Annotated in this window: 8 protein-coding genes; 1 reads left to right on the forward strand and 7 read right to left on the reverse strand. The window is 68.6% G+C overall.

From position 1 onward, the window contains the following. Positions 1-2 precede the first annotated feature (2 nt). Together ASD34_RS01185 and ASD34_RS01190 are read right to left on the reverse strand one after the other, a co-directional pair. The gene (locus tag ASD34_RS01185; protein WP_056571988.1) at positions 3-2,870 is read right to left on the reverse strand and encodes an aconitate hydratase; all 2,868 of its coding nucleotides are present in this window, start codon (positions 2,868-2,870) and stop codon (positions 3-5) included. Positions 2,871-3,050: 180 nt separating this feature from the next. Then, positions 3,051-3,464, reverse strand: a complete 414-nt coding sequence (locus ASD34_RS01190; RefSeq protein WP_056571990.1) for a hypothetical protein — start codon at positions 3,462-3,464, stop codon at positions 3,051-3,053. Positions 3,465-3,596: 132 nt separating this feature from the next. Here ASD34_RS01190 and ASD34_RS01195 point away from each other — a divergent pair, with 132 nt between their 5' ends. Then, the gene (locus tag ASD34_RS01195) at positions 3,597-4,457 is read left to right on the forward strand and encodes a helix-turn-helix domain-containing protein (protein ID WP_056571992.1); all 861 of its coding nucleotides are present in this window, start codon (positions 3,597-3,599) and stop codon (positions 4,455-4,457) included. Here the strand turns inward: ASD34_RS01195 and ASD34_RS01200 are convergent. The 5 genes from ASD34_RS01200 to ASD34_RS28560 form a co-directional block, all read right to left on the reverse strand. Next, positions 4,360-6,618 carry an acyl-CoA dehydrogenase gene (locus ASD34_RS01200; protein ID WP_056571994.1) on the reverse strand — a complete coding sequence of 753 codons (2,259 nt, stop codon included), beginning with the start codon at positions 6,616-6,618 and terminating at the stop codon, positions 4,360-4,362. The genes ASD34_RS01195 and ASD34_RS01200 overlap by 98 nt on opposite strands. A gap of 154 nt (positions 6,619-6,772) precedes the next feature. After that, the gene (locus tag ASD34_RS01205) at positions 6,773-7,360 is read right to left on the reverse strand and encodes a hypothetical protein (protein WP_235509930.1); all 588 of its coding nucleotides are present in this window, start codon (positions 7,358-7,360) and stop codon (positions 6,773-6,775) included. Positions 7,361-7,371: 11 nt separating this feature from the next. After that, positions 7,372-8,535, reverse strand: a complete 1,164-nt coding sequence (locus tag ASD34_RS01210; protein WP_056571998.1) for a DUF2827 domain-containing protein — start codon at positions 8,533-8,535, stop codon at positions 7,372-7,374. Beyond that, on the reverse strand, positions 8,532-9,683 hold the full coding sequence (locus ASD34_RS01215) for a DUF2827 domain-containing protein (RefSeq protein WP_056572000.1): 1,152 nt from the start codon (positions 9,681-9,683) through the stop codon (positions 8,532-8,534). The genes ASD34_RS01210 and ASD34_RS01215 overlap by 4 nt, the downstream gene beginning before the upstream one ends. A gap of 85 nt (positions 9,684-9,768) precedes the next feature. Next, a partial coding sequence (locus ASD34_RS28560; protein WP_414929860.1) for a YadA family autotransporter adhesin occupies positions 9,769-12,004 on the reverse strand: 2,236 nt, incomplete at its 5' end.

Genomic DNA, 12,004 nt, shown 5'->3' on the forward strand with positions numbered 1-12,004 from the left:
GATCAGGCCGCGAGCAGCTGCCGCAGCACGAACGGCAGGATGCCGCCGTGCTTGTAGTAATCGACCTCGATCGGCGTGTCGATGCGCAGGCGCACCGTCACCTCCTGGTGGGTGCCGTCGGCGCGGTGCACGACCAGCTTCACGTCCATCTGCGGCTTGAGTTCGCCGCCGATCACGACGTCGATCTTTTCCTCGCCCGTGAGGCCCAGCGTCTGCCACGAGTCGGCGCCGCGGAACTGCAGCGGCAGCACGCCCATGCCGACGAGGTTGGCGCGGTGGATGCGCTCGAAGCTGCGCGCCACCACGGCCTTGATGCCCAGCAGCTGCGTGCCCTTGGCGGCCCAGTCGCGCGACGAGCCCGTGCCGTACTCCTCGCCGCCGAACACGATGGTCGGCGTGCCCGCTGCCATGTACTTCATGGCCGCGTCGTAGATGAACATCTTCTCGCCGCCCGGCTGGAACAGCGTGACGCCGCCCTCTTCCTGCGTGCCATTGGCGTCCGGCGGAATCATCAGGTTCTTGATGCGCACGTTGGCGAAAGTGCCGCGCACCATCACGTCATGGTTGCCGCGGCGCGAGCCGTAGCTGTTGAAGTCGGCCTTGGCCACGCCGTTGGCCTTGAGCCAGATGCCCGCGGGCGAGCTTTCCTTGATGGAGCCGGCCGGCGAGATGTGGTCGGTGGTGATCGAGTCGCCGAACAGCGCCATGACGCGCGCGCCCTGGATGCCCGCGTCCGACGCGTGCGGCTGCATCTGGAAGCCGTCGAAGAACGGCGGCTCGGCGATGTAGGTCGAGGTGGGCCAGTCGTAGACCTGGCCGGTCGTGCCCTTGATGCTCGTCCAGAACTTGCCCGGATCGGTCTTGACCTTCTCGTAGTTCGCGCGGAACGACTTGGCGTTCATCGCGAAGCGCAGGTTGTCGTCGATTTCCTTGGGCGTGGGCCAGATGTCGCCCAGGTACACGTCCTTGCCGCCCTTGCCCTTGCCCACGGGCTGGGTCATGAGGTCGGTCAGCACGTTGCCCGCGATGGCGAAGGCCACCACCAGCGGCGGCGAGGCCAGGAAGTTGGCCTTCAGGTTCGGGTGGATGCGCGCCTCGAAGTTGCGGTTGCCCGAGAGCACGGCCGCGCCGATGAGGTCGTTCTTGGTGATGGCTTCGTTGATCTCGGGCGTGAGGTCGCCGGCATTGCCGATGCAGGTGGTGCAGCCGTAGCCCGCGAGGTAGAAGCCCAGCTTCTCCAGGTACGGCAGCAGTCCCGCCTTCTCCAGGTATTCGGTGACGATGCGCGAGCCGGGCGCCAGCGAGGTCTTGACGTGCGGCTTGACCTTCAGGCCCGCTTCCACCGCCTTCTTGGCCAAGAGGCCAGCCGCGAGCATCACGCTCGGGTTGGAGGTGTTGGTGCACGAGGTGATGGCCGCGATCAGCACGTCGCCGTTGCCGACGGTGACTTCACTTTCCGAGGCCGACAGCGGCTTGCCCGCGACGTGCGCGGCTTCCTTGGTCGGGCGGTTGGCCACCATCTCGATCACCGGGCGCGGCGAACCGGGTGGCGGCGGCGCGACGTCGGTGTCGCCGTCCTGGCCATTGCGCGGCAGCGCATAGCGCAGCTTGAGCTTGTCGGCCGGCTGGTTGAAGCCGTTGGCATCGTTGGGCTTGCTGTACAGCTCGGCGAACTTGGTCGACAGGTCGCCCAGGTTGATGCGGTCCTGCGGGCGCTTGGGGCCGGCCAGGCTGGGCGAAACGGTGCCCAGGTCGAGCTTGACGACCTTGGTGTAGTCGATGTCGCCCGGCGCGGGCATGCCGAACAGGCCCTGCGCCTTGTAGTAGGCGGCGAAGCGCTCGACTTCTTCCTTCGTGCGGCCGGTGCCTTCGAAGTACGCGACGGTCATCTCGTCGACCGGGAAGAAGCCCATGGTGGCGCCGTACTCGGGTGCCATGTTGCCGATGGTGGCGCGGTCGGGCACGGCGATGGACGCGGCGCCGGGGCCGAAGAACTCGACGAACTTGCCCACCACCTTCTCGGCGCGCAGGATGGAGGTGACGTACAGCACCAGGTCGGTGGCCGTGACGCCTTCGCGCAGCTTGCCGGTGAGCTCGAAGCCCACCACGTCGGGCGTGAGCATGTAGACCGGCTGGCCCAGCATGGCGGCCTCGGCCTCGATGCCGCCCACGCCCCAGCCGACCACGCCGATGCCGTTGATCATGGTGGTGTGGCTGTCGGTGCCCACCAGCGAGTCGGGGTAGTACACCGGCGTGTCGCTCTTGTCGGCCGGGCTCTTGTAGACGCCGCGCGCAAAGTACTCGAGGTTGACCTGGTGCACGATGCCGAAGCCCGGCGGCACGACGCCGAAGGTGTCGAAGGCCTGCATGCCCCACTTCATGAACTGGTAGCGCTCGTTGTTGCGCTGGAACTCCAGCTTCATGTTCAGGTCGAGCGCCTTGGGCGTGCCGTAGTAGTCGACCATCACCGAGTGGTCGACCACCAGGTCGACGGGCACCAGCGGCTCGATCGTCTTGGGCGACTTGCCCAGCTTGCTGGCCACGCTGCGCATGGCGGCCAGATCGGCCAGCAGCGGCACGCCGGTGAAGTCCTGCAGCACCACGCGGGTGACGACAAAGGGAATCTCGTCGGTGCGCTCGGCATTGGGCGCCCAGTGGGCCAGCTCTTCGACGTGCTTGGCCGACACCTTCTGGCCGTCGCAGTTGCGCAGCACCGACTCGAGCACGATGCGGATCGACACCGGCAGGCGTTCCACGGACGGGTATTGCTTGGCCAGCTCCTTCAGCGACCAGTACTTGCCGGAGGTGCCCGACGCGGTCTTGAAGGTCTTGAGGGTGGACGCAAACGCGTGCGCCGGGGCTTTGGCCATGAGAAGACTCCTGTGTGTTCGTGGAAGCCTCTCAAGGATAGCGAGGTTCAATGTCAATCGCTGTAGTCAGTCTTCCCTGCCGGGTTCTCTCAAAACTATGGTTCTCATAGCGAAAACGCCCGCTGCACGAGGTGCGGCGGGCGTGTATTCGACGGTCAGGCGCTCAGAAAATACACCTGCTCAGGCCATCGCCATGCGGGCACTGCCTCGCGTACGGCGCAAGCCGGTCCATTGCAACTCGGCCAGCACGACCACGCACAGCGCCTGCGCCAGCACCCAGGCCATGCCCAGCGCGGTGACCGCGAACACACCGCTCACCAGCAGTGCCACGCAGGCCACGGCCCAGGCGAAGTTGCCGACGATCACGAGGCCGATCAGCGTGCGCGGAGGCGTGGCGCGGCTGGCCATGAAGGCTGCGGCGGCCGCATAGGCCAGCAGGAACACGCCGGTGCCCATGAGCAGCCACGCCGGCAGGCCGGTCAGGTGGGCAAGAACGTCGGTGAACGCGACCTGCAGCGCGCCAGTCGCGGCGCACGAAGCGGCATCGGCCCACATCACGTTCGACAGGAAGCGGGGGGAAGCGAAGACAGACATGTGGATCTCCTGGGTGGGTACGCTGCAGGCCAGTCCTGCTGCGTTGGGGTCGATGATTCCGCCGGGCGTGGATCGCGTCGATGACCTGGGAGGTCATGGCGATGCGCCGCCGCCGCGCCAGAATGCGGCTCCATGAACACCTCCCGCCCCCATTCGTCCAAGGCTGGCAACCTGCCCGGTCTGCCCGGCGCACGCGATCCGTTCGGCGCCCACCTGCGGCACTGGCGCACCCACCGCCGCCTGAGCCAGCTCGACCTGGCGCAGGAGGCCGAGGTCTCGACCCGCCACCTGAGCTACGTGGAAACCGGCCGCGCCGCACCCAGCCGCGAGATGGTGCTGCGCCTGGCCGAGCGCCTGGACGTGCCGCTGCGCGAGCGCAACGCGCTGCTGGTGGCCGCCGGCTTCGCGCCCATGTACCGCCAGCGCTCGCTCGACGATCCCGCCATGGCCTCGGCGCGCCGCGCCATCGACCTGGTGCTGAAGGGCCACGAACCCTTCCCCGCGCTGGCCGTGGACCGCCACTGGAACCTGGTCGCGCACAACGCGCTGGTGCCGCTGCTCATGGAAGGCTGCTCGGCCGAGCTGCTGAAGCCGCCCATCAACGTGCTGCGCCTGAGCCTGCACCCCGACGGCGTGGCACCGCGCATCGCGAACCTCGCGCAATGGCGCACGCACCTGCTCGAACGGCTGCAGCAGCAGATCGCCGCCACCGGCGACACCGTGCTGCAGGCGCTGCACGACGAGCTGGAAGGCTACCCGCCGCCGGCCGTGAGCCACGACGCGCCGCTGCTCGACACCGCGCTGTCGGCGGTGGCCGTGCCGTTCCAGGTGGTCATGCCCAGTGGCGTGCTGAGTTTCATCAGCACCATCACGATCTTCGGTACGCCGGTGGACGTCACGTTGCAGGAACTCGCGGTGGAGTCGTTCTTTCCAGCGGACGAGCAGACGGCGGCGGCCCTGACAGCGCTGGCGGCGCAGCAGGCGCGCGGCTGAGGTCCGCAGTCTCTGCTTCACGCGCCGGTCCGTCGAAGTCGTCGACCTGGATCACCTTGTCGGCCGCCTGCAGGTAGGCCCGTGCCAGCGCGGGGTCGGCGGCCGAGCGCGCGGCCTCGTCGAGCGAGCGCGTGCGGCGCAGCACCTTGTTGAGCGTGGCCGTTTCGTCGCCGAGTTTCGCGCCGAGCGCCATCGCCTGCATCAGGTCGCGCAGGCCGCCCGGGCCGGGCTCGGCCAGATCGGGCACGAGGCGCGCGACCACGTCCGGGCGCGTGCGCAGCAGTTCGGCCAATGCCATCAGCTGCACGTCGCGCAGCGGCGCCAGGTGCGCGGTGCGGCGCAGCACCAGCGCGCCCAGCAGGCGCCGCCCCGGCGTCGGCAGGTTGGCGTACAGGTCGCGCAGGATCTTGCCGGCCTCGTCCAGCTGAAGCCGGATGGCCGCCTGCGCAAACGGGAGCAGTTCGGGCGCCGCATCGACGCGGTAGCGCCACACGCAGGCGCTCGCCAGGTACAGGTGGGCCAGCACGTCGCCCAGGCGCGCCGACAGCAACTCCATGCGCTTGAGCTTGCCACCGAGCAGCCCCATCGCCAGGTCGGCCGTGAGCGCGTACTTGGCGCTCATGCGCGCGATGAGCCGCGCCTCATGGGCCAGCGCCTCGGGCGGATCGCCGAACACCGGCGCACCGAACAGGCTGTGCCACAGGTTGACGGCCACATGCTTGCCGTGCGCGATGAGCGCCTTGCCCAGCGCCGTCTCGTCCTTCGCCTGCACCGCCGCCATCTCGTCGAGCACGTGCGGATGGCAACGCACCGCGCCCTGGCCGAACACGATGAGCGCGCGCGTGAGGATGTTCGCGCCCTCCACCGTGATCGCGATCGGCGCCTGCCGGTAGGCCACGCCGAGCAGGTTCGACGGGCCCGAGATGATCCCCTTGCCGCCGAGGATGTCCATGCCCCGGTTCACCGCACGCCGCCCGGCCTCGGTGAGCTGCACCTTGAGGATCGCGCTGGCCACGCTGGGCCGCTCGCCCGCGTCGAGCGCGGCAGCGGTGAAGCGCCGCGCCGCATCGCTCGCATACAACTGCGCCGACATCTGCGCGACCAGCCCCGCCACCGCATGGAACTTGCCCACCGGCAGGCCGAACTGCTCGCGGATCTGGCCGTAGGCGTTGCTCACGTACAGCGCGGTCTGCTGCATGGCCGAGCCCAGCGCGGGCAGCGAGATGGCGCGGCCCGCGGCCAGGCATTCCATCAGCATGCGCCAGCCCTGGCCCACCTGCGCCTCGCCGCCGATGATCCAGTCCATCGGCACGAACACCTGCCGGCCGCGGATCGGGCCGTTCATGAAGGCGCTGTCCATCGGGCGGTGGCGCCGGCCGATCTCCATGCCGTCGTGCGGCACGGGAATCAGCGCGCAGGTGATGCCCAGCTCTTGCTGGCCTTCGGGCCGGCTGTCGTCGATGGCATGGAACGCGAGGCCGACCACGGTGGCGACCGGTGCGAGCGTGATGTAGCGCTTGTCGAAATCGACCAGGAAGCCGCGCGTGCGTCGGCCCTGGAACTCGCGCTCGACGAGCACGCCGCGATCAGGAATGGCGGCCGCGTCGGAACCCGCGTACGGCGAGGTCAGGCCGAAGCACGGCAGCTCGCGGCCGTCGGCCAGGCGCGGCAGGTAGTGGCCTTTCTGCGCGCCGGTGCCGTAGCGCAGCAGCAGCTCGGCCGGGCCGAGCGAGTTGGGCACCATCACCGTGACGGCCGTTGCCACGTTGACGCTCGCGATGCGCGCCACCACCGAGGCATGCGCGAAGTGACCGAAGCCCAGGCCGCCGAAAGCCTCGGGAATGATCATCCCGAAGAAGCGCTTCTCGCGCAGGAAGCGCCACACCTCGGGCGGCAGGTCGTGCGCCTGGTCGATGGCGTGGTCGTCGAGCATGCGGCACAGCGTGGGTACCTCGTTCAACAGGAAGGCTTCTTCGCGCGCGCTGAGCCGGTTGGGGCCGACGGCCGTGAGCACGTCGAAATCGGGGCGCCCGGCAAAGAGCCGGCCCTCGAACCCGACCGTGCCGGCCTCGAGCGCGGCACGTTCGGTGTCGCCCAGCGGTGGCAGGGCATTGGAGAAAGGCTGCATCGCCCATCGGCCGATCAGGGACGCGAATGACATGGGGTCTCCTTGGGAGGCCGCGCCCACAAGACAAGCGCCAAAGCATCGCGCGGCATGCGTCCATTCTTGGACCGCAGGGGCCCACGCCGGGCCGGTCAAGGGCGTTCGCGCGTGTCGGAGACGGGCTCGCGCAAGCCCGTGAATCAGCCCTGGATCAGCGGCGCCTGGGCGCCTGGCCGGCCGGTGCGGCGGCGGGCATCGGCGCAGCGGGGTCGCGCCAGCCGTACTCGATATAGCGGCGGATCACGAGGCAGCCCGGAGGCGAATCGATCAGCGAGACCGACGAGGTCGGCTCCTTGTCGTCGGTGTAGACCGTGTAGATCGGCAGCAGCGGCGTGCGCTTGTAATTCTTCAGTTCCTGCTCGGCCACGCTGGCGCAGGTGAACGGCGCCACCGAGATGCGCTCGGCCGCCACGGTGCAGGCGCCGCTGTCGTCGGGGATGGCGGTGATCGATGCGGCCACGCCGGCGTTCGGGTACTGGATGCCGACCAGCGAGAACACCGGGCCGGCGTCGGGGCGCTTGCGGTCCCAGTCGAGCAGCACGTCGTGCGCGCGGCTGCCCTGCACGGTGAGCGTGGCCAGCCGCGTGATGGCCGGCAGGCAGCGCTGCACGCCCACGCTGGCGGCGGCGCGCGTGAGCGTGTCCTGCGGCGCCGCGGGCGGGGCCAGCACGCCTTGCGCCAGCGCGCTGCCGGTCGCGAGCACACAGGCCGCAGCAATGAATCGGGCAAGGACGCTCATCGGTGTCGCCTTCATGCGTAGAGGCTCTCGATGGCCGCGGAATAGAGGCGCACGTTCTCTTCGCCTTCCGGGTCCAGTTTCGCGATGAGCGCGCGGGCGCGCTCGCGGTAAGCCGGCAGGTTGGCGTCGTGCTCGGCGAACGCGCGCCGCAGCGCCTGCCCGCCCTCCTCGCAGTCGAAGCCGTGGTAGCGGTAGCCGCAGTCGCCGATGAGGTGCGAGTTGTGGATGAGCGGCCAGCCGCCGTACAGCGCCTCGTAGTAGAGATAGTTCTGCGCGTTCTCCCAGTGGTGCGCAAAGACCGCGTCGATCGCGCCCGGCAGCACTTGGTACAGCGGAAAGCGCCCCTCGAAAGTCGCCAGGCCGTGCCGCACCAGATCCAGGCTCTGGGCAAAGGCGATGAAGTTCGGCTTCTCTTTCAGGTGAAAGCTGTTGTAGACCCACATCTTCTCGATGAGCCGCGGCTGCGCGCGGTGCGCCGACTCGCAGCCCAGCATCGGAATGAAGCTGGTCTTCACCATGCAGATGTTGGGCTCGAAGATGGCCACGCGCCACTGCGTGCGCCCCGGTTCGTAGGCAAAGCGCTTGCCCCCGGCGCCGCGCGCCATCGCCTTCTCGATCACCATCGGGCTCCACAGGTGCGGCATGAGCTTGGTGGCCGCGCGGAAGGTGCTCGTGAAGTACGGCTTGCAGGAGGTTTCGTATTCGGGCAGCGTCCACACCTCGTCGTAGGGCGCGCCGCTGACCAGCATGCCGTGCGGCTTGTTGAAGGTCATGCGCTCGATGTCGATCACGTAGTCGTTGCCCACGCGCATCGAGACGATTTTTCCGCCGCGCTCGCGAAACGCCACCGACCAGTCGCGACCGAGCTGCGCGCTCATCTCGATCATGAGGTCGAGCTCCTGCGCGGCGGTGGCCATGTCGATGATCGGCACCGGCGAGTCGGCCAGGAAGTTGGTGGCGTCGGCCGGGCCGCCGTCGCCGCCGCCGGCCACCAGCACCGTGCGCTCGACGCAGGGTGAGCGCAGCAGCAGCATCACGAGGAACAGGCAGTTCTGGTAGACGCCGTTTTCCCACAAGCTCTGCTCGCCCTTGCGGATGAAGATGGAGACGCCGACCTTCAGGCGGGTCGGTGAAGCGGCCGCGCGCGGGCTTGCGGTGTGAGGTGCGTCGCTCATGCGGCCACCTTTGCGTTGCCGGCACGGAACGCCGGGTCGCCACCGACCAGGTGCAGCAGCCGCTGCGCGTAGGCGCCGATGTTGGCGGGATGCATCGGATCGATCGCGTCGAACACGCGCTGGCTGCGCGCGCGGTAGTCGTCGAGTTGCGCGTCGTGCCCGCGCACGGCGGCGGCCAGCTGCTCGGCACCGACGGCGATGTCGAAGTCGGGGTAGTAGTAGCCGGCGTCGCGCAGCCACGGCGAGTTGTGCACCAGCGGATAGTTGCCGTACAGCGCGTCGAGGTAGCTGTAGTTCTGGTCGTTCTGCCACTGGTGCGACACCACCGCGTCGGCGTGCTGCACCATGAAGCCCGCGAAGTCGTGCCGCCCGTGGAAGGTGGCCTTGTGCTGGCGCACGAGGTTCAGCGAGTTCGCCAGGTAGAGCATCGTCGGATGGTCTTTCAGATGCAGCGTGTTGAGCACATGCATTGCCGCGATGCTCTCCGGGTTGGCGCGGCAGGCCTCGTCGCAGATCAGCATCGGGATGCTGCACGACTTCACCACCGAGATGTTGGGCTCGAAGATCGCCACCCGAAAACCCGGCTGCTGCGCCGTGCGCGGCTGGTAGCCAAAGCGAAAGCCCTGCGCCTGCACTTCGTCGACGCGCTGCGCCAGGAACTGCGGCGACCAGAGGTACGGCACCTCCTGCACCGGGCAGCGGTGCAGCGTGCGCATCATCGGCGCAAAGCCCGCGTCCTTGGGCAGCAGCCAGATCTCGTCGCAGCGGTCGGTCGCGCCGAAGTGCCCCTTGTCGCTGAAGATGATCGGCTCGGCCAGTGCCGCGAAGGGCTGCCCCACGCCGTGGAAGGCCACGCGCCCGCCGCAGGCGCGGAAGTACGACAGCCACTGCACGTCGAGCGCACCCGCCATTTCGATGACCACGTCGAGCGCGTCGGTCAGCTCGCGGGCACGGCCCAGCGTGAGCCCCATGCCCGACAGGTCGACCTGCGGCGGCATCGCCTGCTGGTCGCCCGCGTCGATGAGCGTGACGGACTCGACGAATTCGATGCGTTGCAGCAGCCGGGCCAGGAATAGGACGTTCTGTCCCATGCCGTTTTCCCAGATGTTCTGCCCCGTGTGGGAGAGGACTGAAATACCGATGCGCATGGCCGAAGTGTGTACCAAAAAACAAGGGCTCCCGCGCGCAGGGCGCGGGAGCCACCGGATCGGGAGGCGTCGGCCTAGCGGCCTTTTACTTCCACTTCCAGCCGATGCCTGCGTTCACGCCCCACTCCTTGCCGGTGGAGGTCAGGCCCGCGCCCCAGGACATCTTGCCGTCGTCCGACAGGGCCTTGAAGGTCAGCGCCACGGCGCTGTAGCCCTGGTACGAACCCAGGCCGACGCCGATCGTCTTCTCGCCCGGGTACAGCGTGGGCAGGTAGGTGCCCGACATCGCGAAGGCCATCGCCGTGCCCGAGTAGGCGATGCGTGCCACGTCGCCCACCTGCTTTTGCACCTGCTGCAACTGGCCCAGGTTGACCGCATCGCCCGGCAGCACGCCCGGCGCCACGTTGCTGATGCGCGTGCCGCCTGCCGCTTCGCCGGCGCCCAGCGTGATCTGGTTGTAGTTGACCGACCCGTCGGGGTTGGTCGCGTACTGCACGCTGCTGGCCTTCGACGCTGCCGACGCCGCCTTCAGCTGCGCCACGTTGGTCGCGTCGCTGTCGGCCGTGCCGGCGGCCACGCCCGTGATCTGGCGGAACTGGTTGCTGGCGGCATCACCCACCGACACCGCGCCCTGCGTGCCGGTCGTGGCCCGGATGGCCGCGGCCTGCTCCGCGGTCGCGCTGCCCGGCACGTAGCCGACCATGCCCGCCGCCGTCGAGGCCACCGAGTTCGCACCCAGTGCCACGCCGCCGGTCTGCTGCACCACCGCGCCGAAGCCGATGGCCGTGCCTTGCGCCACGTTCTTCGCCTGGCTCAGCGGCGTGCCGCCGGCATCCGCCCGGTCGCCCAGCGCCACGCCACCGCCGCCCGCCCGGGCGTTGGCACCGATCGCCTGCGAGCCCGTGGCCAGCGCCCCGGTGCCGATCGCGATTGCGTTGGTGCCCGTGGCCTGCGCCCCGAAGCCCACCGCCACCGCGCCGTCGGCCGTGGCCTTCGCGCCGTTGCCGGCTGCGAAGGCGTTGGCGCCGCTGGCCTCCGTGCGCGGTCCGATCGCCACCGCTTCCTGGCCGCTGGCGTTGGAGTCCGTGTTCGTCGAATTCGCGTGGAAGTACTTGGTGCCTCCGTTGTAGATCGAGCTGACCGTCGTGCTCAGGCTGCCGATGCCGCTCATCGCCGTGCTCAGGCCGGTCGACGTCGAGGTCGACAGGCTGGAGAGCCCGCTGGCCGCGCCGCCCACGCTGGTGGACAGGCTGTCCAGGTTGCTGTTGGTGGTGCTCAGGCCGGTCGACAGGCTGTTGACGGTGCTGTTGGTCGTGCTCAACCCGGTGGACAGGCTGCTCACGTTGCTGTTCGTCGTGCTCAGGCCCGTCGACAGGCTGCCGACGGCGCTGTTGGTCGTGCTCAGGCCCGTCGACAGGCTGCTGACGCTGCTGTTGGTCGTGCTCAAGCCCGTCGACAGGCTGTCGACGTTGCTGTTCGTCGTGCTCAGGCCGGTCGACAAGCTGCTGACACTGCTGTTGGTCGTGCTCAGGCCGGTGGACAGGCTGCTCACGCTGCTGGTGACGGTGCTCAGGCCGGACGACAGGCTGCTCACGTTGCTGTTGGTCGTGCTCAGGCCGGACGACAGGCTGCTCACGTTGCTGTTGGTCGTGCTCAGGCCGGTCGAGAGACTGGAGATCCCGCTGGTGGCGGTGCTCAAGCCGCTCGACAAGCTGCCGATGCCGCTGTTCACCGTGCTCAGGCCGCTCGACGTGGACGTCGACAAGCTGCTCACAGTGCTGTTCGTCGTGCTCAGGCCCGTCGACAGGCTGAAGATGCCGCTGGTGGCGGTGCTCAGGCCGGACGAGAACGAGGTCGAGAGGCTGCTGACGCTGCTGTTGGTCGTGCTCAGGCCGGTCGAGAGGCTGGAGATACCGCTCGTCGCAGTGCTCAGACCCGACGAAGTCGAAGTCGAAAGACTATCGATGCTGCTCGTGGCCGTGCTGAGACCGCTCGACGTTGAGGTCGACAGGCTGTCCAGGTTGCTGTTCGTGGTGCTCAAGCCCGTAGACAGGCTCGCGATCCCGCTGGTCGCTGTGCTCAGGCCGCTCGACGTGGACGTCGACAAGCTATCGATGCTGCTCGTGGCGGTGCTCAAACCGGACGACGTCGAAGCCGACAGGCTGCTGACGTTGCTGTTCGTCGTGCTCAGGCCCGTGGACAGGCTCGAGATACCACTGGTTGCAGTGCTCAGGCCGCTCGACGTAGACGTCGACAGGCTGTCGATGCTGCTCGTGGCCGTGCTCAGACCCGACGACGTGGAGGTCGACAAGCTGCTCACG

It is taken from the genome of Variovorax sp. Root473 (assembly GCF_001426505.1).
In the GTDB taxonomy this organism is placed as follows: domain Bacteria; phylum Pseudomonadota; class Gammaproteobacteria; order Burkholderiales; family Burkholderiaceae_C; genus Variovorax.